This window comes from Microbacterium sp. IO18, assembly GCF_049099505.1.
GTDB lineage: Bacteria > Actinomycetota > Actinomycetes > Actinomycetales > Microbacteriaceae > Microbacterium > Microbacterium aurugineum.
The window spans coordinates 666,136-688,766 of sequence record NZ_JBMJAF010000001.1 but is presented as its reverse complement, the minus strand read 5'-3'; the positions used below and the strand labels follow the sequence as shown (position 1 = coordinate 688,766).

General features: G+C 68.0%; 21 protein-coding genes. 15 read left to right on the top strand and 6 right to left on the bottom strand.

The window, feature by feature from the left end:
* Positions 1-25: 25 nt before the first annotated feature.
* From ACLF6J_RS03410 to ACLF6J_RS03400, 3 genes are read right to left on the bottom strand one after another with little or no spacing between them, the layout of a single operon-like run.
* Positions 26-1,261: an MFS transporter gene (locus ACLF6J_RS03410; protein ID WP_134354003.1), complete on the bottom strand. Its 1,236-nt coding sequence runs from the start codon at positions 1,259-1,261 to the stop codon at positions 26-28.
* The gene (locus ACLF6J_RS03405) at positions 1,252-1,689 is read right to left on the bottom strand and encodes a MarR family winged helix-turn-helix transcriptional regulator (RefSeq protein WP_047519251.1); all 438 of its coding nucleotides are present in this window, start codon (positions 1,687-1,689) and stop codon (positions 1,252-1,254) included. The genes ACLF6J_RS03410 and ACLF6J_RS03405 overlap by 10 nt, the downstream gene beginning before the upstream one ends.
* 36 nt (positions 1,690-1,725) lie before the next feature.
* Positions 1,726-2,514: an IclR family transcriptional regulator gene (locus ACLF6J_RS03400; protein ID WP_134353599.1), complete on the bottom strand. Its 789-nt coding sequence runs from the start codon at positions 2,512-2,514 to the stop codon at positions 1,726-1,728.
* Positions 2,515-2,619: 105 nt separating this feature from the next.
* Here ACLF6J_RS03400 and ACLF6J_RS03395 point away from each other — a divergent pair, with 105 nt between their 5' ends.
* Genes ACLF6J_RS03395 through ACLF6J_RS03385 form a run of 3 tightly spaced genes read left to right on the top strand, consistent with a single transcriptional unit; the run spans position 2,620 to position 5,247 of the window.
* Entirely contained in the window at positions 2,620-3,393 is a 774-nt protein-coding gene (locus tag ACLF6J_RS03395; protein ID WP_134353600.1) for a CoA transferase subunit A, read from the top strand.
* Position 3,394: 1 nt separating this feature from the next.
* On the top strand, positions 3,395-4,060 hold the full coding sequence (locus ACLF6J_RS03390) for a CoA transferase subunit B (protein ID WP_208526542.1): 666 nt from the start codon (positions 3,395-3,397) through the stop codon (positions 4,058-4,060).
* Complete coding sequence (locus ACLF6J_RS03385; protein ID WP_134353601.1) at positions 4,057-5,247, top strand: acetyl-CoA C-acetyltransferase; 1,191 nt, start codon at positions 4,057-4,059, stop codon at positions 5,245-5,247. The genes ACLF6J_RS03390 and ACLF6J_RS03385 overlap by 4 nt, the downstream gene beginning before the upstream one ends.
* A 24-nt stretch (positions 5,248-5,271) precedes the next feature.
* Here ACLF6J_RS03385 and ACLF6J_RS03380 read toward each other — a convergent pair whose 3' ends face one another.
* Complete coding sequence (locus ACLF6J_RS03380; RefSeq protein ID WP_047519243.1) at positions 5,272-5,571, bottom strand: hypothetical protein; 300 nt, start codon at positions 5,569-5,571, stop codon at positions 5,272-5,274.
* 9 nt (positions 5,572-5,580) lie between these two features.
* Entirely contained in the window at positions 5,581-6,786 is a 1,206-nt protein-coding gene (locus ACLF6J_RS03375) for a PLP-dependent aminotransferase family protein (protein ID WP_244093651.1), read from the bottom strand.
* Positions 6,787-6,999: 213 nt separating this feature from the next.
* On the opposite strand from ACLF6J_RS03375, the gene ACLF6J_RS03370 reads away from it, so the two are divergent.
* The 8 genes from ACLF6J_RS03370 (at position 7,000) to ACLF6J_RS03335 (ending at position 17,148) form a co-directional block, all read left to right on the top strand.
* Positions 7,000-8,259 (top strand): MFS transporter, encoded by a 1,260-nt coding sequence (locus tag ACLF6J_RS03370; RefSeq protein ID WP_134353602.1) that lies wholly within the window; start codon positions 7,000-7,002, stop codon positions 8,257-8,259.
* 66 nt (positions 8,260-8,325) lie between these two features.
* Positions 8,326-9,732 carry an alpha,alpha-trehalose-phosphate synthase (UDP-forming) gene (locus ACLF6J_RS03365; protein WP_047519238.1) on the top strand — a complete coding sequence of 469 codons (1,407 nt, stop codon included), beginning with the start codon at positions 8,326-8,328 and terminating at the stop codon, positions 9,730-9,732.
* 49 nt (positions 9,733-9,781) lie between these two features.
* Positions 9,782-10,579, top strand: coding sequence for a trehalose-phosphatase (otsB, locus tag ACLF6J_RS03360; protein ID WP_134353603.1), 798 nt, complete (start codon positions 9,782-9,784; stop codon positions 10,577-10,579).
* Between the two features lie 9 nt (positions 10,580-10,588).
* Complete coding sequence (gene ilvD / locus ACLF6J_RS03355; protein ID WP_134353604.1) at positions 10,589-12,307, top strand: dihydroxy-acid dehydratase; 1,719 nt, start codon at positions 10,589-10,591, stop codon at positions 12,305-12,307.
* A 51-nt stretch (positions 12,308-12,358) separates the two neighbouring features.
* A complete protein-coding gene (locus ACLF6J_RS03350) occupies positions 12,359-14,161 on the top strand; it encodes an acetolactate synthase large subunit (RefSeq protein WP_047519234.1) in 1,803 nt (600 codons plus the stop codon).
* A 3-nt stretch (positions 14,162-14,164) separates the two neighbouring features.
* Positions 14,165-14,674 (top strand): acetolactate synthase small subunit, encoded by a 510-nt coding sequence (gene ilvN, locus ACLF6J_RS03345; RefSeq protein ID WP_017830816.1) that lies wholly within the window; start codon positions 14,165-14,167, stop codon positions 14,672-14,674.
* 76 nt (positions 14,675-14,750) lie between these two features.
* A complete protein-coding gene (gene ilvC, locus ACLF6J_RS03340; protein ID WP_134353605.1) occupies positions 14,751-15,779 on the top strand; it encodes a ketol-acid reductoisomerase in 1,029 nt (342 codons plus the stop codon).
* Between the two features lie 94 nt (positions 15,780-15,873).
* Positions 15,874-17,148, top strand: coding sequence for an alpha-L-fucosidase (locus tag ACLF6J_RS03335; RefSeq protein ID WP_421076826.1), 1,275 nt, complete (start codon positions 15,874-15,876; stop codon positions 17,146-17,148).
* 19 nt (positions 17,149-17,167) lie between these two features.
* Here the strand turns inward: ACLF6J_RS03335 and ACLF6J_RS03330 are convergent, their stop codons facing one another.
* Positions 17,168-18,319: an ROK family transcriptional regulator gene (locus tag ACLF6J_RS03330; RefSeq protein WP_134353607.1), complete on the bottom strand. Its 1,152-nt coding sequence runs from the start codon at positions 18,317-18,319 to the stop codon at positions 17,168-17,170.
* 202 nt (positions 18,320-18,521) lie between these two features.
* Between ACLF6J_RS03330 and ACLF6J_RS03325 the strand changes: the two genes are divergently transcribed.
* From ACLF6J_RS03325 to ACLF6J_RS03310, 4 genes are read left to right on the top strand one after another with little or no spacing between them, the layout of a single operon-like run.
* Positions 18,522-19,781 carry an ABC transporter substrate-binding protein gene (locus tag ACLF6J_RS03325; protein ID WP_131490890.1) on the top strand — a complete coding sequence of 420 codons (1,260 nt, stop codon included), beginning with the start codon at positions 18,522-18,524 and terminating at the stop codon, positions 19,779-19,781.
* Between the two features lie 42 nt (positions 19,782-19,823).
* Positions 19,824-20,729, top strand: a complete 906-nt coding sequence (locus ACLF6J_RS03320; RefSeq protein WP_047519224.1) for a carbohydrate ABC transporter permease — start codon at positions 19,824-19,826, stop codon at positions 20,727-20,729.
* Positions 20,719-21,627 (top strand): carbohydrate ABC transporter permease, encoded by a 909-nt coding sequence (locus ACLF6J_RS03315; protein ID WP_134353608.1) that lies wholly within the window; start codon positions 20,719-20,721, stop codon positions 21,625-21,627. The genes ACLF6J_RS03320 and ACLF6J_RS03315 overlap by 11 nt, the downstream gene beginning before the upstream one ends.
* 29 nt (positions 21,628-21,656) lie before the next feature.
* Positions 21,657-22,604 (top strand): ROK family protein, encoded by a 948-nt coding sequence (locus ACLF6J_RS03310; RefSeq protein ID WP_244093652.1) that lies wholly within the window; start codon positions 21,657-21,659, stop codon positions 22,602-22,604.
* Positions 22,605-22,631 lie beyond the last annotated feature (27 nt).

The following is a 22,631-nucleotide window of genomic DNA, read 5'->3' as shown; positions in this document are numbered from 1 at the left end:
GCTGCTCCGCGGCCTGTGCTCCTGGTCAGCCGGCGTCGCCGACGAGGATCGCGGCCGCATCCTCGGTGGCGGTGTCCTGAGGCTCGTCGTCGATGTGTGCGAGAACGCGTCGACCGAGGAACACGGTCAGCGCGGCGAGCAACACGGACACCGCCGCAAAGAGGTACGGCACCGTCGCGTTGAACGCGCGCCACAGCAGGGCGGCGATCGGAGGCGCCATCGCACCTCCGAGGAAGCGCACGGCCGAGTACGCGGACGACGCGACCGAGCGCGGGAGATCGGTGGCCTCCATCACGGCCTCGGTGAGCACGGTGTTCATCACACCGAGCAGCAGGCCGCCGATGACGATGCACGCCACCAGGGCCGGTGCGCTCCCGACGACGAGCCCGGCGACGACCAGATCGGCCGCGAGCAAGGGGAGGACGAGAAGGATGATGCGGGTGCGCGGTATCCGACGCATCAGCACGGGGGCCACCCACACACTCGTGACGGCGAGGGCGACTCCCCATCCGAAGAAAGTGAGACCGATGCCGAGCGCGCCGAAGCCGAGGGGGAACGGCGAGAAGGCCAGCAGCACGAAGAAGCCGATGTTGTAGAACAGCGCAGCGATCGCGAGGGTCGCGAGTGCCGGGCGACGCAGTGCGGTGAACGGAGCGGAGAACGGCACCGGCACCCTCTTCTCACCCGGACCGCGGAGCAACACGAGCACGGCGACGAAGGCGATCGCCATCAGCACGACGACGCCGAAGAACGGTCCCCTCCAGCTCTGCTCGCCGAGGATGCCGCCGAGCAGAGGGCCCACGGCGATGCCGAGGCCGAGCGCCGCTTCGTACAGGATGATCGCCGCGCTGCTCCCGCCGGACGCCGCGCCCACGATGGTCGCGAGCGCCGTCGAGATGAACAGCGCGTTTCCGAGCCCCCATCCGGCACGGAAGCCGATGACCGCGTCGACGCTGCCGCTCACGGCGCAGAGGAGCGCGAAGACCACGATCAGTGCGAGGCCGATCAGCAGGGTCGCTTTGGCGCCGATCCGGCTGGAGATCCAGCTGGTGACGAGCATCGCGAGCCCGGTGACGAGGAGGTAGCTGGTGAACAGCAGTTCCGTCTCGACCGGAGACGCCTGGAGCGAATCGGCGATCGCGGGAAGGATGGGATCGACGAGGCCGATGCCCATGAAAGCGACCACGCACGCGAACGCGACCGCCCAGACCTGCGCGGGCTGCTTCCACACCGATGAGGTGGTGGGGGTGTTCACCGAGATTCTCCTGTTCGTTCTGTGGCGGTGTGTGCGGCGAGGATCTCCGCCGCACGAGTGAGAGCCGACCAGTCCTCCTCGCTCAACGCAGCGAACCGGGGCGCCAGCGTCTCCCGGAACTCCGCACGCCACGCATCGATGGCGGCGGCGCCCTGCGGCGTGATGTCGACGACGGTCGCGCGGGAATCGTCGGCGTCGGGGGAGCGGAGGACGAGTCCCTCGCGTTCCAGGCCCCCGATGAGCCGGGTCATCCCGGGCTGGGTCGTGCGGGCGGCAGCGGCGAGCTCTCCCACACGTCGCGATCCTGACTGCTCCAGAAGGCTCAGCACTCGCCACTGTGCAGCGGGTGCCTCGTTGCCGGCATCCTGAGCGGCGATGCGTCCGAGGGCATATCCCGAGAGCACCAGTGAGGGGATGACATCCGAGCGATTCATACCAGAGAGTATATACCCGGTGGTATGTAACTGGATCTAGCGTCGAGCGCCGGCGATCCGGGCGGAGAGCTGGTGGGCGTGCGCGAGAAGGGTTCGTCCGAGCTCGGCCAGACGCTCGGGGCCGAATCGGAACTCCACGCCCGTCAGGCTCAATGCCCACTCCGGTCGCCCGCTGCGATCGAAGACGGCCGCGCCGATGCCCCAGCTGCCCTCGACGATCAGGCCGGGGTTCACCGAGTATCCGCGCTCCTTCGTCTCGGTCAGGCGGGTGCGCAGAGCGGAGGGGCCGTGTGCTCGCCCCCACCCGCTCTCGAGCTCGGGGTGCCGGCCGAGATACGCGTCCACATCGTGGTCAGGAAGGAAAGCCAGGATCGCGAGCCCTGCACTCGCCACACCGAGGGGGAACCGGACTCCTTCGCTCAGGACGAAGGAGCGGATCGGGAACGAGCCTTCCTCGCGCAGCAGGCACACCGTCTCGTCCGCACGGCGCACCGAGAAGAACGCGCTCTCCTCGGTCTTGACGGCCAGTGAGCGCACGATGTCCCGTGCGAGTGCGGTCACGTCGTAGCGCGCCGCCGCCACGGACCCCATGAGGAACAGCTCAGGGCCGGGCATCCAGAGCGTGCTGTCCTCGTCTCGATCGACGAGCCCCTCGGCCCGCAGTGCGCTCAGGAGGCGGTGCGCGGTCGAGCGGGACAGGTCGGCGGCGCGGGCGAGGTCGTGCAGGCTCGCGCCGTCCACGCCGGAAGACGTCACGAGGCGGAGGAGGCGTGCCGCTCGGGCGATCGCCTGTGCGCCGGGGACGGAACGGTCGGGGGATTCCATATTGTGGACGCTACCTCCGGATGTGACCACATCACAAGAACGGACTGCCCCCAGGCGCCGGGAGAGGGGGAAGCTGGAGACACGCACGCTTTCGAAGGAGCAGACGTGATCGACAAACAATGGGCGTCACCGGCCGAAGCCGTCGCCGACATCCCGGACGGCGCCTCGCTGGCCGTCGGCGGCTTCGGCCTGTCCGGCAATCCGATCGCCTTGATCGAGGCACTGCTGGCACAGGGGACGAAGGACCTCAGCGTCGTGAGCAACAACTGCGGCGTCGACGACTGGGGGCTCGGGGTCCTGCTGGCCGCGCAGCGCATCCGGAAGATGACGTCGTCCTATGTGGGGGAGAACAAGGAGTTCGAGCGCCAGTTCTTGAGCGGCGAGCTCGAACTCGAGCTCACGCCTCAAGGGACCCTGGCCGAGAAGCTGCGGGCAGGCGGCTCGGGCATCGCGGCCTTCTACACGCAGACCGGTGTGGGCACCCAGGTCGCGGAGGGTGGTCTGCCTCGTCGATACAACGCGGACGGCTCGATCGCCGTCGCCTCTCCCGTCAAGGACGTCCGCGCGTTCGACGTGGACGGCGTGCCCCAGGAGTTCGTCCTGGAAGAGGCCATCGTCACCGACTTCGCGCTCGTGCACGCGGCGCAAGGCGATCGCCACGGCAACCTCGTCTTCAACAAGGCAGCACGCAATTTCAATCCCCTCGCCGCGATGGCGGGCCGGATCTGCATCGCGCAGGTCGAACGACTCGTGGCGCCGGGCGAGCTCGACCCCGACAGCATCCACCTCCCCGGAGTCTTCGTGCACCGCATCGTCGAGGTCGGCATCGATATCCCCAAGCGCATCGAACGGCGGACCGTCGCCGTGGAAGGAGCCTGAGATGGCACTGTCGCGAGACCAGATGGCTGCCCGAGCCGCAGCCGAACTCCCGGACGGTGCCTACGTGAACCTCGGGATCGGTCTGCCCACGCTCGTGCCCAACCATGTGCCTGCCGGGACCACGGTCGTGCTGCAGTCGGAGAACGGCATCCTCGGCGTCGGGCCCTACCCCCGGGAAGAGGCCGTCGACCCCGACCTGATCAACGCCGGCAAGGAGACCGTCACGACCCTCCCGGGCGCCGCCTTCTTCGACTCGGCCACGAGCTTCGGCATGATCCGCGGCGGGAAGATCGACGCCGCCGTCCTCGGCGCCATGCAGGTGTCTGCCGCCGGTGATCTCGCGAACTGGATGATCCCGGGCAAGATGGTCAAGGGGCCGGGTGGCGCCATGGATCTCGTTCACGGCGCAGCGCGCGTCATCGTGCTCATGGAGCACGTCGCGAAGGACGGCTCGGCCAAGATCGTCGACGAATGCGCGCTCCCGTTGACCGGTCGTGCGGTGGTCGATCGGATCATCACCGACCTGGCCGTGATCGACGTCACGGAGGAGGGGCTCGTCCTCGTCGAGACGGCGCCCGGCGTCACCGTCGACGAGGTCGTCGACGCGACACAGCCCCCGCTCACCATCCACCCGGATCTCCTCGAGGGAAGGACCCCTGCACCATGAACGACACCGAGAACGACATCGTCATCGTCTCCGCGGCCCGTACGCCGCAGGGGCGGCTGAAGGGACAACTGGCCGCCTTCACGGCGCCGCAGCTCGGATCCTTCGCGATCCGTGGCGCGCTCGCGCAGGCTTCGGTCGATCCGGCCGACATCGACGCGGTGATCGTGGGGCAGGTGCTGGCCGCGGGCTCGGGGCAGAACGCGGCGCGCCAGGCGGCGATCGGCGCGGGCATCGGCTGGGATGTGCCGGCCCACTCGGTCAACAAGGTGTGTCTGTCCGGATTGACGGCCATCATCGACGCGGCGCGGATGATCGCCACGGGCGACGCGGACGTGGTCGTGGCGGCGGGGATGGAATCGATGACGCGGGCGCCGCACATGCTCATGGGCTCGCGCGACGGCTGGACGTACGGGAGCGTCGAGGTCCTCGACCACATGGCCTACGACGGTCTCACCGATGCGTACGACCGCGAGAGCATGGGTGCGTCCACGGAACGCCACAACGCCCGTTTCGAGCTCACCCGGGAGGCGCAGGATCGCGTCGCCGCGCTGTCGCACCAGCGCGCGGCCGCCGCGCAGGAAGCGGGAGTCTTCGATGCGGAGATCGTGATGGTGGAGGTGCCGCAGCGCCGGGGAGAGCCGCTGCGGGTCACGAAAGACGAGGGGGTCCGTCCCGACACCACGGTCGACACCCTGGCCGGACTGCGTGCCGCCTTCGCCGAGGGCGGTTCGATCACCGCGGGGAACTCGTCCCAGATCTCCGACGGCGCATCGGCCGTGATCGTCACCACGCGGCGCACGGCGGAGGCGAAGGGCTGGACCGTCCTGGCCCGGGTGGGGGCGAGCGGTCAGACCGCCGGACCGGACAACTCGCTGCAGGCGCAGCCGGCGCGCGCGATCGAGCGCGCCTGTCAGAAGCAGGGCATCACGCCCGCGGATCTCGATGTCGTGGAGATCAATGAGGCCTTCGGCGCAGTCGTGGCACGCTCGCAGACCGAGCTCGGACTGGATGAGGGCATCGTGAACATCCACGGAGGGGGCATCGCGATCGGCCACCCGATCGGGGCCTCCGGTAACCGTCTCGTGGTCCATGCGGTGCACGAACTCGTGCGTCGAGGCGGAGGAACTGCTGCCGTCGGACTCTGCGGGGGAGGCGGTCAGGGCGAAGCGCTGATCCTCACACGCTGATGTGTCCGTCCAGGGCGCTCGGACTCAGCGCCGTGCGTCCTGGGCGTGGTCCTGCGTGTCGGCGAGAGCCTTCTGCGAACGGAACTGGAGCCGCTGGGCCTTCTTCGCCTTCTTGACCGACTGCGGCGAGTCGGCATCGACGAGCACACCGCGACGTTCACGGTTCATGTCGACGACGGCTCCGATCGCCAGAGCCATCGTGATGCCCCAGCTCAGCCACGACAGAAGGGCGCGCCAGGTGATGGGCTGTTCGCGGGTGCCGCGCAGCAGGGAGACACCCGCGGAGATCGCAGCGACGAGTCCGGTGCTGAAGAGGTAACGCATCCCTTTACGCTACCCGTCCGCACCCCATGTCGCACCGAGCCTTGACAAGCCCTCCCGGATCCTGGCAGGGGAGTAGGTCGTGAAGGATAGGCGCAACGTCCGTGGATCCGGGGTGCCGGAGGAGAACGACGTGCCGGGGACGAACGCGACGTCCCGAGCCAGCGCTCTCCTGAGCGCGACCGTGGCGTCCGAGCCCTCCGGGAGGCGGACCCAGACGAACATGCCGCCGTCCGGTCGCGTCCACGTGCTGCCCTCGGGCAGCGCGGTCGGCAGCGCCTCGAGCATCGCGTCGCGTCGGGCGGCGTACGTGCCGCGGATCCGGTCGAGCGCGGGCTCACTGCGACCGGAGACGAGGTAGTGGGCGGCCGCCGCTTGATCGATGGTCGAGGTGTGCAGATCGGCTGCCTGCTTGGCGATCGTCACGGTCGAGCGGATGTCGGCCGTCGTGCGGATCCACCCGATTCGCAGGCCGGGAGCGATCACCTTCGAGAAGCTGCCGAGGCTGACGACGTGCTCGGGTGCGAGCTCGGCCAGCGAGGGGAGGGGGTCGCCCGAATACCTCAGTTGGCGGTACGGCTCGTCTTCGATGATGCGGAATCCTCGGCTCCTCGCGATCTCCGCGATGCGTCTGCGGGCCTCGAGCCCGTGTGTTCGGCCCGTCGGATTCTGGAACGTGGGCACCGTGTAGAAGAACTTCGGGCCGTGCATCGACGCCAGTCGGTCCAGCGCCTCGAGATCCAGGTCATCACCGTTCGCAGGAACGCCCACCATGTGCGCCCCCGCCAGCGCGAACGTCTGCAGAGCGGCGAGATAGCAGGGCTCCTCCACGAGGATCGTGTCTCCGGGGTCGAGCAGCGTCGTCGCGAGCAGTCCGAGTCCCTGCTGCGAACCCGTCGTGATGATCAGATCGGACGCGGCAGTGGGCAGTCCGTCGATCGAATAGCGCCGTGCGACCTCTTCCCGCAACCGCGGGTCGCCTTCCGACGTGGAGTACTGCAGCACACCGGGAGAGGCCAGGACGGCGTCGAACGCAGCACGGATGCCGTCCATGTCGAAGAGCTCGGGGGCGGGGAGACCCCCGGCGAACGAGATGACCTCCGGCCGCTCGGTGAGTGCGAGCAGGTCACGCACCGGGGAAGTCTTGGCCGTTCCGGCCCGCTGCGAGCGTGAGGGAAGCGGGACGGTCGCCGCGGCGACAGGGGCGGTGGTGGGCAACGGCATCCTCCTCGGGAGCGGCAGCGTGAGACGGGTGCCGCCCAGGATAGACCCTCCCTGCACTGGCGGATTCCCGGGCTTTCCTCGTCCACATCCGCTATCCTGGGTGCGTCGCGGCTCGCCCGCGGCCGCACACACCGTGTATCTACCGGCCGCCGGCAATCCGGCGGACAGCGGCGGCACCCGACATCGCGTCATCGACGCGCGAGAGCCATGACACACGCACCCGCATCACCGAAATCCGCCCCGCAGAGCCCGAGCCTCCTCCGCATCGCGGGCCTCCCGTACTTCCTCATCGCCTTCATCGCACGTCTGCCCTTCGCGATGATGGTCGTCGGCGTGCTGACGGTCGTCGTCTCCGCGCGCGGATCCCTCTCGCTCGGAGGCCTGACGTCGGCTGCCGTCGGATTGGGCACAGCGTGCTTCGGGCCTCTGCTCGGCGCTGCCGCCGACCGATTCGGCCAGCGTGCGGTGCTGGTCATCCTCGCGCTGGCGAACGGCGCGATGCTCCTGCTCTTCACGTTCGTGGTCTACGGCACGGCCGCGGACGGCTTCGTACTGCTCGCAGCGGTCGGCATCGGTGCGACGGCGCCGCAGGTCGCTCCGCTCTCGCGCTCACGACTGGTCACGATCATCCGGGACCGGATGCCGGAGGGCCGACGTGATCGCACGGTGTCCGGCACGATGGCGTACGAGTCCGCCGCCGACGAGACCGTCTTCGTGTTCGGCCCGTTCCTGGTCGGCATCCTGGCGTCGGCGATCTCGCCGTGGGCGCCGCTGGTCGGTGCCGCCGTTCTCACCGTCGTGTTCGTCGGGGCGTTCGCCCTCCACCCGAGCGGCCGCCATGTCTCGCAGGACCGTGACGCCGACGGGAGAGCGCCCTCGGCCGTTTCGGAGCTGTTCCGCCCGCGGCTGCTGATCGTCGTCGTCGGTATCCTCGGCGTCGGGATGTTCTTCGGAGCCATGCTCACCTCGCTCACCTCGTTCATGGCGGATCGGGGTGCTCCGGAGCAGGCCGGCCTTCTCTACGGCGTGATGGGGGTCGGCTCCGCCCTGCTCGCCCTGGGCGTGGCCTGGCTGCCGCCCGCGTTCTCGCTGCGCGCGCGCTGGCTGGTCTTCTCCGGAATCCTGTTCGTCGGCACGCTCCTGCTGAGCGTCGTCGATTCGCCGGGCGCGATGGTCCTGGCTCTCGCGATCATGGGCATCGGCATCGGCCCGACTCTCGTGACCCAGTACAGCTTCGGTGCCGCCCGCAGCCCGCTCGGTCGCTCCGCGACCGTCATGACGATGCTGGGCTCCGGCGTCGTCGTGGGGCAGTCCATCGGCGCAGCCGTCACCGGAGAGATCGCCGAGAGCATCGGCACCTCCGCCGCTCTCCTCCTGCCGATGGTCGCCGCTTTCATCACTTTCGCGGCCGGGGCCGCCAACTGGGTTCTCAGCGGTGAGCGGCGTCGTCAGTCCGTGACGGTCTGACACCGCGCGGCAGAGTCACGCCAACCTGGGTAAGTTGGACTCAACCCCCTGGTGTGAGGAGCCCCCTTGGCAGCTGCAGATTTCGTCGTCGTCGCCAACCGGCTGCCCGTCGATCGGGTGGAGGGGCCTGACGGCGAGGAGGTCTGGCGGACGTCGCCGGGAGGACTCGTTGCCGCTCTCGAGCCGATGATGCGCAACGTGCACGGTGCCTGGGTCGGCTGGGCCGGTCAGGCCGATGTCGAGTTGGCCCCGTTCGAAGCCGGTGGCATCGAACTGGTCCCGGTCCCGCTGAGCGCGCAGGAGGTCGCGGAGTACTACGAGGGCTTCGCGAACGACACGATCTGGCCGCTCTACCATGACGTGATCGCGCCCCCGCAGTATCACCGTGAATGGTGGGAGGCCTACGTCACCGTCAACCGTCGATTCGCGCAGGCGGCGGCGTCCGCGGTGGCCGAGGGCGGCACGGTCTGGGTGCACGACTACCAGCTGCAGCTCGTCCCGCAGATGGTGCGCGAGATCCGGCCCGACGTGACGATCGGGTACTTCCACCACATTCCCTTCCCCGCTCACGGGCTGTACGCGCAGCTGCCGTGGCGTGACCAGGTGCTCCGTGGGCTGCTCGGTGCCGACGTGATCGGGTTCCAACGCGCTCAGGACGCCACCTACTTCCTGACGGCCGTCCGCCGCCGGCTCCGCTACGAGGTGAAGGGGCCCAACGTCTCCGTCCCCGAAGGCGACGGCGTGAGGCCGGCTCTGGCCAAGGCCTTCCCGATCTCGATCGACACCGCGCCCTACCTCGAACTCGCGGGACGCGCGGACATCCGTGCCCGTGCAGCGGAGATCCGCGCCAGCCTCGGCAACCCGAAGCGCATCCTGCTCGGCGTCGACCGCCTTGATTACACCAAGGGTATCCGCCATCGCATCAAGGCCTACGGGGAGCTGCTCGCGGAAGGGCGTCTCAAGATCGAGGACGTGACGCTGGTCCAGGTCGCGAGCCCCAGCAGGGAGCGCGTGGACGCATACGTGCACCTGCGAGACGAGATCGAGCTCGCGGTCAGCCGCATCAACGGCGACACCGACACGGTCGGGCATTCCGCCATCCGCTATCTGCACCAGGGGTACCCGCGCGAAGAGATGGTCGCGCTCTACCTCGCCGCGGACGTGATGCTGGTCACCGCTCTCCGTGACGGCATGAACCTCGTCGCGAAGGAGTACGTCGCGACCCGTGTGGACGACCGCGGTGTGCTGGTGCTGAGCGAGTTCACCGGTGCGGCGGACGAGCTCCGACAGGCCGTGCGGGTCAATCCGCACGACATCGAGGGCCTCAAGGACGCGATCATGACCGCGGTGGAGATGTCTCCTGCCGACCAGGGACGACGCATGAGATCACTTCGCCGGCGTGTGCTGGACAACGACGTCAACGCCTGGTCCTCCTCGTTCCTGGCCGCGCTCGCCGAAGTGCGTGCGCGCTGATCGACCTCGCAATGGAGACACGGGGTACGCCCCGCGGATTGGAGAAGCTGTGACGCGCCCCTGGACCCCCGGAACCGCGGACGAAGACCTGAGCGCGCTGGCGGCGACGCCTCGGCTGGTCGTCGCCCTCGACTTCGACGGCACCGCATCACCCCTGGTGCCCGACCCGATGGCCGCGCGTGCGCTCCCCGAAGTCGCCGTCCAGGTCGAGCGACTCGCGGCGCTGCCCGACACGGTCGTCGCCTACGTCTCCGGACGCAGCATGCACGATCTGCGCGTGATCACCGAGCACACGGATGACTCCGCGATCGCACTGGCGGGCTCGCACGGTGCCCAGTACTGGTTCCCCGGCGATGACCCCGACGCCGTCCATGACGGCTTCGACGAGGACGGCACCCGGGAAGAGCTCTGGGCCGCCGCGAAGCCGATCATCGCGCGCTACGAGGGTGCCGAGTTCGAGCCGAAGACGTTCGGTATGGGGGTGCACACCCGGCGCGTCAATCGCGAGACGGAGGAGCGCGTCTTCGCCGAGATCGATGCGCTGGTCGCCGAGCGCTTCCCGCACTGGCGTCGTCGGGCAGGGCACCGTGTGCTGGAGTTCTCCTCGCGCACGGAGGGCAAGGACGCCGCGATGACCGCTTTGCGGGAGCGCTTCGACGCCACCGGCATCCTGTTCGCGGGCGACGACGTGACCGATGAGGACGCGATGCGCGTGCTGGGACCGGACGATCTCGGTGTGCGGGTGGGCCCGGGGGAGAGCGCTGCGACCCTGCGTGTGGACACTCCACAACAGATCGCCGAGCTTCTGGAGGCGTTGGCGGACGAACGCACCGCCGCGCGGCAATAGACTTCCGTCATGTCCTCGCATGATCCTGCCAGCAGCGCGCCCATCGACATCAAGCCCCGCAGCCGCGTCGTCACCGACGGCATCGAGGCCACGACCTCCCGCGGTATGCTCCGTGCCGTCGGCATGGGGGACGCGGACTGGGACAAGCCGCAGATCGGCATCGCCTCGAGCTGGAACGAGATCACGCCCTGCAACCTGAGCCTCGACAGGCTCGCTCAGGGAGCGAAGGAAGGCGTGCACTCCGGCGGCGGGTACCCGCTGCAGTTCGGCACGATCTCCGTCTCGGACGGCATCTCGATGGGCCACGAGGGCATGCACTTCTCGCTCGTGTCCCGCGAGGTCATCGCCGACTCGGTCGAGACGGTCATGATGGCCGAGCGTCTGGACGGCTCCGTCCTGCTCGCCGGCTGCGACAAGTCGATCCCGGGCATGCTCATGGCCAGTGCACGCCTCGACCTCTCCAGTGTCTTCCTCTACGCCGGTTCGATCGCCCCGGGGTGGGTCAAGCTCTCCGACGGCACCGAGAAGGACGTCACGATCATCGACTCGTTCGAAGCGGTCGGTGCGTGCCGCGCCGGTCTCATGAGCGAAGAGGACCTCAAGCGCATCGAGTGCGCGATCGCTCCCGGTGAAGGAGCCTGCGGTGGCATGTACACCGCGAACACGATGGCCTCGGTCGCCGAAGCCCTCGGTCTCAGCCTGCCCGGATCCGCCGCGCCGCCCGCCGCGGACCGTCGTCGTGACTACTTCGCGCACCGCTCGGGCGAGGCCGTCGTCAACCTGCTCCGCCAGGGCATCACGACCCGCGACATCCTGACCAAGGAGTCGTTCGAGAACGCGATCGCGCTGGCTATGGCTCTCGGCGGCTCCACCAACGTCGTGCTCCACCTGCTCGCGATCGCCCGCGAGGCCGAGGTCGAGCTGAGCCTGCACGACTTCAACCGCATCGGGGACAAGGTCCCGCACGTCGCCGACATGAAGCCGTTCGGCAAGTACGTCATGAACGACGTCGACCGTCACGGCGGCATTCCGGTGATCATGAAGGCGATGCTCGATGAGGGGCTGCTGCACGGCGACGCTCTCACCGTCACCGGCAAGACGCTGGCCGAGAACCTTGCGGACCTCGACCCCATGCCGATCGACGGCGAGGTCATCCACACGTTCGACAACCCGATCCACGCGACCGGCGGCCTGACGATCCTGCACGGCTCACTCGCACCGGAGGGCGCTGTCGTGAAGACCGCGGGCTTCGACGCCGCGGTGTTCGAGGGGCCCGCCCGCGTGTTCGAGCGCGAGCGCGCCGCCATGGATGCGGTCGCCGACGGGGAGATCGAGCCCGGCACCGTCATCGTCATCCGCTACGAAGGCCCCAAGGGTGGACCGGGTATGCGGGAGATGCTCGCCATCACCGCGGCCATCAAGGGCGCGGGGCTCGGAAAAGATGTACTACTCTTGACGGACGGACGATTCTCAGGCGGCACAACCGGCCTGTGCATCGGCCACATAGCACCCGAAGCGGTGGACGCAGGTCCTATCGCCTTCGTGCGCGATGGTGATCTGATACGGGTCGATATCGCAGCTCGCACTCTCGATCTACTCGTCGATGACGCAGAGCTCGCCTCCCGCCGTTCCGGCTGGGAGCCGCTTCCCCCGCGCTACACCCGAGGCGTTCTTGCCAAGTACTCGCGCCTCGTGCGGTCCGCCGCCGAGGGAGCGACCACCGGCTGACCCGGACGCTCCGGCATCCGGCGTCCTCCAGAGATCATCAGAAGGAAACTCATGACTGCTGATTCCGCCCCGGCCGTGCCGAGGCCGCCCGCTCGTCCGACGTCTGCGCCGGAGATCACCGGCGCCGAGGCCGTGGTGCGCTCGCTCGAGCTGCTCGGTGTCACCGACGTGTTCGGGCTTCCGGGAGGAGCGATCCTGCCGGTGTACGACCCGCTCATGGACGCCTCCGAGCTCCGCCACATCCTGGTGCGGCACGAGCAGGGCGCCGGTCACGCCGCCGAGGGCTATGCCTCGGCCTCCGGGAAGGTGGGCGTGTGCATCGCGACGTCCGGTCCCGGAGCGACGAACCTGGTCACGGCGATCGCCGACGCCTACATGGACTCGGTGCCGCTGCTGGCCATCACCGGTCAGGTGTTCTCGACGTTGATGGGAACCGACGCGTTCCAGGAGGCCGACATCGTGGGCATCACGATGCCGATCACGAAGCACTCCTTCCTGGTGAAGGACGCCGCCGACATCCCGGGTGCGATCGCCGCGGCCTACGAGATCGCGGGCACCGGTCGTCCCGGACCCGTCCTCGTCGACATCACGAAGGATGCGCAGCAGGCCACGGCACCGTTCGTGTGGCCGCCCAAGATCGACCTCCCCGGCTATCGCCCGGTCACCAAGGCGCACGGGAAGCAGATCCAAGCGGCTGCGAGCCTCCTCGCCGAGGCCAAGAAGCCCGTCCTGTACGTCGGCGGCGGCGTGATCCGCGGCCGGGCGGCAGCCGAGCTGCTCGAACTCGCGGAGTCCACGGGCGCTCCGGTCGTCACCACGCTGATGGCGCGCGGTGCGTTCCCCGACTCGCACCCGCAGCACCTCGGGATGCCGGGCATGCACGGCACGGTTCCCGCTGTGCTGGCGCTGCAGGAGGCCGATCTCCTGGTGTCCCTCGGTGCACGGTTCGACGATCGCGTGACGGGCAAGGCTGCGCTCTTCGCCCCCAACGCCAAGGTCGTGCACGTCGACATCGATCCCGCGGAGATCTCCAAGATCCGAACCGCCGACGTGCCGATCGTCGGTGATGTGCGCGATGTGCTCACCGATCTCGACACGGCTTTCCGCGGAGCGACCGCGGGTGTGAAACCTGACATCGCGGAGTGGTGGTCATACCTCGACGGCCTGCGCACCGAGTTCCCGCTCGGCTACGCTCCGACGACCGACGGGCTCCTGGCCCCGCAGCACATCATCCAGCGGATCGGTGAGCTCACGGGACCTGAGGGCATCTACGCGTCCGGCGTCGGACAGCACCAGATGTGGGCCGCGCAGTTCATCAAGTACGAGCGCCCGAACGCCTGGCTGAATTCCGGCGGTGCCGGGACGATGGGCTACTCGGTCCCCGCGGCGATGGGCGCGAAGGTCGCCGAACCCGACCGCGCCGTCTGGGCGATCGACGGTGACGGCTGCTTCCAGATGACCAACCAGGAACTCGCGACCTGCGCGATCAACAACATCCCGATCAAGGTCGCGATCATCAACAACTCCTCGCTGGGCATGGTCCGCCAGTGGCAGACGCTGTTCTACGACGGTCGCCACTCCAACACCGACCTCAACACCGGGCACGGCACGATCCGCATCCCCGACTTCGTGAAGCTCGCCGAGGCCTACGGCTGCCTCGCGATCCGCGTGGAGAAGGAAGAAGAGGTGGATGCCGCCATCCAGCTCGCACTCGAGACGAACGACCGCCCCGTGGTGATCGACTTCGTCGTGAGCGCCGACTCGATGGTGTGGCCGATGGTCCCCCAGGGAGTCAGCAACAGCTATGTCCAGTACGCCCGCGAGCACGCGCCCGCATTCGACGAGGAGGACTGAGCCATGTCGACCCACGTGCTGAGCCTGCTGGTGGAGAACACCCCCGGTCTTCTCACCCGTGTCGCGGGGCTCTTCGCCCGCCGCGGCTTCAACATCGACTCCCTCGCCGTCGGCGTGACCGAGGTCCCCGGGATCTCGCGCATCACGGTGGTCGTCGACGTCGATGAGCTCCCGCTCGAACAGGTCACGAAGCAGCTCAACAAGCTGATCAACGTGATCAAGATCGTCGAGCTCGACTTCGCCACGTCGGTGCAGCGCGAGCACATGCTCGTGAAGGTGCGCACCGACAACGCCACCCGGTCGAACGTGATCGAGGTCGTGAACCTCTTCCGTGCGTCCGTCGTCGACTACGCTTCCGATGCCCTCGTGATCGAGGTCACCGGCGACAAGGGCAAGGTCGACGCGATGCTTCGCGCGCTCGAGCCCTTCGGGATCAAGGAGATCGCCCAGTCCGGTCTTCTCGCCATCGGCCGAGGCGGCAAGAGCATCACCGAACGCGTCCTGCGCGGCTGACCTTCCAGACCATCACACCTACCTGCCCCGCCGTCCTCGGACGTGCACCACTGTCACGAACAAGGAGAAACACAAAGTGAGCACCGAGATCTTCTACGACGCCGACGCCGACCTGTCCCTGATCCAGGGCAAGAAGGTCGCCATCGTCGGCTATGGCTCGCAGGGCCACGCGCATGCGCAGAACCTGCGCGACTCGGGCGTCGAGGTCGCCATCGCTCTCAAGGAGGGCTCCAAGTCCGCTGCGAAGGCTGAAGAGGCGGGCTTCCCGGTCAAGACCGTCGCGGAGGCCACCGACTGGGCCGACGTCATCATGATCCTCGCGCCGGACCAGCACCAGCGCATCATCTACAGCGAGTCGATCGCGCCGAACCTCACCGCCGGCAAGACGCTCGCCTTCGCCCACGGCTTCAACATCCGCTTCGGCTACATCGACGCGCCCGAGGGCGTCGACGTGATCCTCGTGGCGCCGAAGGCTCCGGGCCACACGGTTCGTCGCGAGTTCGTCGCCGGCCGGGGCATCCCGGACATCATCGCGGTCGAGCGCGACGCATCGGGTCACGCCTGGGACCTCGCCCTCTCCTACGCGAAGGCCATCGGCGGCACCCGCGCCGGCGTCATCAAGACGACCTTCACCGAAGAGACCGAGACCGACCTGTTCGGCGAGCAGGCCGTGCTCTGCGGTGGCGTGAGCCACCTCGTGCAGGCGGGCTTCGAAACGCTCACCGAGGCGGGCTACCAGCCGCAGATCGCGTACTTCGAGGTGCTGCACGAGCTCAAGCTCATCGTGGACCTGATGTGGGAGGGCGGCATCGCCAAGCAGCGCTGGTCGATCTCCGACACCGCCGAGTTCGGCGACTACGTCTCGGGTCCGCGTGTGATCGACGAGCGCGTCAAGGAGAGCATGAAGGGCGTCCTCGCGGACATCCAGTCCGGCGCCTTCGCGAAGCGCTTCATCGATGACCAGGACAACGGGGCGGAGGAGTTCCTGGCACTGCGTGCCAAGGAGGAGCAGCACCCGATCGAGGTCACCGGCAAGGAACTGCGTTCGCTCTTCGCCTGGAAGCAGCAGGACGAGGACTACGTCGACGGCAGCGCGGCACGCTGATTCGATTCTCGAAAGAACGGGCGTCCCTCCGGGGGCGCCCGTTCTTCGTGTGGTCTGCGCCAAATCACGCCAGACATCGGATGTCTGTGTCAGGATGGGAGCCATGCGACAGGAATGGTTTGACCGGGCCCGGTTCGGGATGTTCGTCCACTTCGGCCTCTACAGCGGGGCTGCCCGTCATGAATGGGTGCAGAACTACGAGCGTCTGACGGATGAGGACTACCGTCCGTACTTCGAGCACTTCAATCCGGATCTCTTCGACGCCGCAGCCCTCGCACGCACCGCGAAGGAGACGGGCATGGGCTATGTCGTCCTCACGACGAAACACCATGACGGCTTCTGCCTGTGGGATTCGAAGCTCACCGACTTCACTTCCGTGGCGAACGTCGGACGCGACCTCGTGCGCGAGTACGTCGAGGCGTTGCGCGCGGAGGGGATCAAGGTCGGCCTGTACCACTCGGTCATCGACTGGCATCACCCCGACTTCACCGTCGACTGGAACCACCCGCGCCGCGACGACGAGAACGCCCACGAGCTCAACGTCGGGCGCGACATGGCCCGATACCGCGCGTACCTCCACGGTCAGGTGCGGGAGCTCCTGACGGAGTACGGGGAGATCGATTACCTCTTCTTCGACTTCACCTACCCCGAGAGCAAGGAGGGGTGGGCGGGCAAGGGGCCCGAGGACTGGGATGCGACCACCCTGCTCGCGCTGTGCCGTGAGCTCCAGCCCGACATGCTGGTCAACGATCGGCTCGGGATCCCCGCCGACTTCGTCACGCCGGAGCAGTATCAGCCCACCGCACCGATCGTGCGCGACGGCGTACCGCTGACCTGGGAGGCATGCCAGACGCTCAACGGCTCCTGGGGTTATCACCGGGACAACATGGACCAGAAGTCCGCCACGCTGCTCGTGCAGATGCTCGTCGACTCGGTGTCGATGGGCGGGAACATGCTGCTCAACATCGGCCCTGACGGTCGTGGTGCGATCGCGCCCCGGGATGCCCGCACCCTGACGGAGATCGGCGAGTGGATGCGTCTGCACCGTGATGCCGTGATCGGGGCCGGGCATGCGCCGCTCACCCCGCCACGCGAGGGCGTCTACACCCGGCGCGGGAACAAGCTCTACCTGAGCCTGTTCAGCTGGCCGATGGGCTTCGTGCACCTTCCGGAGCTCGCCGGAAAGGTCTCCTACGCGCGGCTGCTGAACGATGGATCCTGGCTGCAGACCAGTGTGTCCGACCCGGACCGTCAGGCTGATCTGATGACGCCCGCTGCGGAGGCGGAGGGGACGCTCACCGTGCATCTGCCGGTGCGTCGTCCCGAGGTGCTGGTGCCGGTCGTCGAGCTGACGCTCATCGACGAATGATCCACACGGTGGCGACGGCTCAGGCCGTCGTCACCGGTATCTCCATGCCTTCGAGCGCAAGGCGTGCGGCGCCGTGGAGGATCGCGTCGGCGCCGGTCGTCGCCGCTTCGATGCGCAGTCGCTGGGTCGCGAGGGGGTGGCATGCCTCGTAGACGCGGCTGCGGACGGCGGCGATGAACGGTTCCGAGGCGCTCATGCTGCCGGTCAGGAACACCGCGTGCGGGTTGAAGAAGTTCACCACGCCTGACAGCGCCTGGCCGAGATGGGTTCCCGCCGTGCGGACCAGGGTGGTCGCGAGGGGATCGGCGTCGCGCGCCAGGCTCAGCACGTCGGTCGTGGTGCGGACGACCTCGTTGCCGCGCTCGCGCATCTGGCGCACGAGGCTCGCGCCACTGGCCACTGTCTCGAGGCAGCCGGTGTTGCCGCAGGAGCACGGGATGTCACCGCTGCCGTCGATCCGCGTGTGGGTGATGTCTCCTGCCGCGGCCGTCGCCCCGCGGTGCACGTGTCCATCGACGATGATGCCGCTTCCGATGGCGGTGCCGGCCTTCACCGTGATGCTGTGCCCGGTGTGCCCGAAGCGCTCGCGATGCTCGCCGAGCGCGGCGAGGTTGGCGTCGTTGTCGACCGCGACCGGCACGCCGTAGCGCGTCGCGAGATGGGTGCCGACACGGAAGCCCGGCCATCCCGGCATGCGCGACGGCTGGTCGACCGTGCCGGTGGCGATGTCGACGGGACCGGGCAGGCTGATGCCGATCGCGTGGACCCGCGACTCGGAGGCGAGTCGGTCGAAGACCTCGCCGATGCGGTCGAGCGTGGCTTCCGGCCCCTCGGTCACATCGACTGTGATCGAGCGACTGTCCAGGAGAGCACCGCTGAGGGAGTGCCTGCCGATACGCGCGTGGCCGCCGCCGAGGTCGGCGGTGAGCACGACACCGTCCGCGGAGATCTGCAGCACGCGCGGGCGGCGTCCACCACGTGACGTGCCGTCGCCGGCCTCGCGCAGCACGCCGGCGTCGAGCAGGGACTGCACGCGGAGGCCCACGGTCGAGGCGGCCACGCCGAGTGCGGCGGCGAGCTCGGTGCGGGAGCGGGCCTCGCCGCGGGCGACGAGGTCGAGGATGCGGCGGGTGTGCGGGTCGTCGACGGCGGTGTCAGCGGGGTTTGGCATGGGAGCACTTTCCTGGTCGGAGCATTCGTCAGCGTAGTAGGGGATGGTCATGTTTCCCGGGAGTTACGAATTATCAAGCTCCGATAAACATCGGATGTTCAGCTTGCGGCCTCTTGCGAAGTGTGAAACGGTAACTTCATACGAAATCCTACTAGGTTGTTTCGACCCGCGAAGCAACTAGTTCCCTTCCAGGAGGCATTCAATGAAGAAGTTGCGTGTAGGGGCTGTCGTCGCCGTCACCGGCGTCGCAGTCGCGATGACCGGCTGCGCGAGCAGCAGCGGCAACGGTGGTTCCGCCGACGGCGACACGATCGTCGTCGATATGTGGGCAGGCAGCGAGTCCGACGTGGATGCCCTCGAGGCGCAGGTCGCATTCGCCCAGGAGCAGAACCCCGACATCAAGATCAAGCTGCAGACGTCGCCGTGGAGCGACTTCTTCACGAAGCTGACCACGAACATGGCCAGCGGCAACATGGCCTGCGTCACCGGTATGAGCGGCGCGCAGCTCGGTGGTTACACCGGTGCCTTCCGTGAGCTGAGCGACGCGGACCTCAAGACGGCCGGCATCGATTGGGCGGACTTCAACCCGAGCGCCGACGGCATCCTCAGCTTCGAAGGCAAGGTCTACGGCGTGCCGTTCGACGTGGCCACGATGCTCGTCTACTACAACCAGGACATGCTCACCGCTGCCGGCGCAGCGACGCCGGAGATCGGGTGGACGTTCGACGACTTCGACGCCATCGCCGCCGACGCGACGAAGGACGGCAAGTACGGCTTCGGCATGGGCATGGGCGGATACCAGTGGATGTCGATGCCGATCGCATACTCCGCGACGCAGCCGGCCTCCGAGGACGGCACCCTGCACATCGACGACGAGGCGTTCGTCGACGCGTCCACGTGGTACGCCGAGCTCGTGACGGAGAAGAAGGTCGCCGCCCCCGTGGCATCCGCCTCCGACACCGGCTGGGGCGAGAACCAGTACACGGGTGGCAACGCCGCCATGGCGGTCGACGGCACGTGGAACGCCGTCAGCTACCTGAACAACGAGTCCGGCTTCGCGGCCGGTATGGTCCCGCTGCCCGCTGGTGTCGACGGCAACCCCGGCCCGATCCTCGGCTCCGGCTACGGCATCTCGGCGAACTGCGAGAACCCGGAGGCGGCGCTCAAGGTCATGGGCTCGCTGCTCGGCGAGGACGCTCAGGACTACATCGCATCGTCCGGCCGCTCGTACCCGGCACGCACGTCGTCGCAGCCGCTGTACTTCGAGTCCATCGATGAGGAGTACCGCGAGCAGGTGCAGTCGGTCTTCGAGGCGGCCTTCGGTGACACCGTCCCGCTGTACATGACCAAGAACTGGCAGAAGCTCGACAGCTACATCCAGCCCAACCTCGTCAGCGTCTACAACGGCCAGATGACGATGGACGAGCTGCTGTCGAACGCCCAGGCCCAGTTCGGCGAGTGATTCGGCTTCGGCCGTCAGTGGTGACAAAGAAAGAAATATGAGATGACGATCACGACGAGACGTCGACGATCGCTCGCCAAGGTCGAGGCCGGTCAGGCGCTGGGGTTCGCAAGCCCCGCCCTGATCGGGCTCGCCCTGTTCACGATCGTGCCCGTGGGCCTTTCGATCGTGATGAGCGTCTTCGACTGGCCGACCTTCGGCGAGCGGAACTTCAACGGGGTGGACAACTACGTCAAGCTGTTCACCAGCAGCCCGGACTTCTGGCCTGCGCTGCGCAACTCGGCGGTGTACACGCTGCTGTACGTGCCGTTGAGTGTCGCTCTCTCGCTCGTGCTCGCTCTCGGCCTCGGGTCGCGGATCCGCGGGCGAGGTGCCCTGCGCGTCCTCTTCTTCATCCCGGTCGTGACCCCGATGGTCGCGAACGTGCTGGTGTGGAAGATGATGCTGCAGCCACAGGGGCTCTTCAACGGCCTCTCGCAGACGTGGTTCGGCATCGAGCTGCCGAACTTCCTGGCCGACCCGTCGTGGGCGATGATCATGGTCGTCGTGATGAGCGTCTGGCAGGGGCTCGGCTACAACATGCTGATCTTCTCGGCCGCACTCGAGCAGCTCCCCGAGAGCGTGCTGGAGGCGGCGAGCATCGACGGCGCCCGAGGACTCCGACGGGTGTGGAGCATCATCATCCCGATGATCTCGCCCTCGATCTTCTTCGCCACCATCATGACGATGATCACGTCCCTGCAGGTGTTCGTACAGCCGCAGATGCTCACCGGCGGCGGCCCCGGCAACGCCACCAAGCCGCTCGTCATGTACATCTGGGAGCAGGGATTCACCTTCGGCGACCTCGGCCTCGCCGCCGCGGCAGCCTGGATCCTCTTCGCGATCATCATCGCGATCACCGGTCTCCAGTTCGCCGCGCAGAAGAAGTGGGTGCACTATGAGCACTGAGACCCTCGTCCGCCCGACAGGCCGCGCCGGCCGCTCGGACCGCGAGCGCGCACGGGGTGCCGCGACCACACCGGCGTCGCGTGTGCGGCTGATCCTTGCGCACGTCGCGATCTACGTCGCCGCGCTGATCTTCATCTCCCCGCTCGTCTACGCGTTCTTCTCGGCGCTCAAGCCGAATTCGGAGATGTTCTCCATGCCGCCGACCCTGGTCGGGTCGGAGCTTCGCTGGAGCAACTTCGTCGACGTCTTCGCTTACGGCCCGTTCCTCACCTACATCATGAACTCGTTCATCGTCGCGATCCTCGGCACGCTCGTCGTGCTGATCGTGTCGACCACGGCCGGGTACGCCTTCGGGCGGTTGCGCTGGAAGGGACGGGACGCCGTCTTCGTGCTGTTCCTCGCGACGCTCATGGTGCCCGCCGAGGTGCTGGTGATCCCGATGTTCCAGGTGATGCAGTGGTTCAACTGGGTCGACACCTATCAGGCGCTCGTGCTCCCGTTCGCGTTCGGTGCGTTCGGCACGTTCCTGATGCGGCAGTTCTTCCGTGGCATCCCGTATGAGCTGGAGGAGGCCGCGCGCGTCGACGGCGCCGGGCCCGTGCGCTCGTTCCTGCAGATCATCCTGCCGCTGTCGAAGTCGGCGGTCGCGGTGCTCGCCGTGTTCACCTTCCTGTCCTTCTGGAACAGCTACCTGTGGCCGCTCATCGTGACGGTCGACTACAACGCGCACGGCACCCTCCCCGTGGGTCTCGCGAGCTTCGCCGGACTCACCGGGACGCGCTGGGACCTGCAGATGGCTGCGGCGATCATCTCGATGGTGCCGACGACGATTCTCGTGATCGTGCTGCAGAAGCACCTGGTCAAGGGCATCGCGATGGCAGGACTGGGCGGCCGCTGAGCATGATCGGTCAGGAACAGGGGACCACCATGCCCGTCACGCGTTCGAGCCCATCCGGATCGGGAGTCGTCGGTATCGACATCGGAGGCACCAAGATCGCTGCGCTCCTCGTGAGCAGCGAGGGGACGGTGCTGGCACGGGGGAGCGTCGGCGCCCCCGCAGCGCAGGGCGGTGCGGCGATGGCCGATGCAGCCGCGGGTCTCGCCGCCTCTCTCGCCGCCGAGGCCGGTGTCTCGCTCGCTGCAGCCGGTGTCGGCGCTGCCGGCGTGATCGACCACGAGAGCGGCACGATCCGCGCAGCCTCGGCGACCTTCGTCGGGTGGGCGGGCTTCCCGCTCGCCGAGGAGCTGGAAGCGCGACTGGGGGTGCCGGTGCGTGTGGAGAACGACGTCAACGCGTTCCTCCTGGGCGAAGCCGCCGCCGCCGGCCGCGAGGACCGCGACGTGCTGGGCGTGATGCTCGGCACCGGGGTCGGAGGCGCGCTACTCATCGACGGTGAGCTCCACCACGGGCCGCACGGCGCCGCGGGAGAGATCGGGCACACACCCGGCTACAGCGAGCTGGTCTGCACCTGCGGGCAGGTCGGACACCTCGAGACGCTGGCATCCGGTACGTCGATCGCGATGCGGTACCAGGAGCGCACCGGCGACATCGTCCGCGACGCGAGAGTCGTCGCGGATCGTGCACGAGCGGGTGATGTGCAGGCGATCGCGGTGTTCGACGCCGCCGGCCGCGCACTCGCCCTCGCCTGCGCCAGCGCAGCGACGATCCTCGACCTGCCGTGCGCCATCGTCGGAGGAGGCGTGACGTCGGCCTGGGATCTTCTGGAGCCCGCGATCACGCGTACTCTGCACACGGATTCCCCGGTGTCCGGGATCCCACTGCGCATCGTCCCCGCCGTCCTCGGTTCCGATGCCGTCGCTCTCGGCGCCATCGAGACCGCCCGCCGGGCTCTGGTCCCGGCGGGAGCACACTGAGCCCGACCTCCCGCACCGACAAGGAGC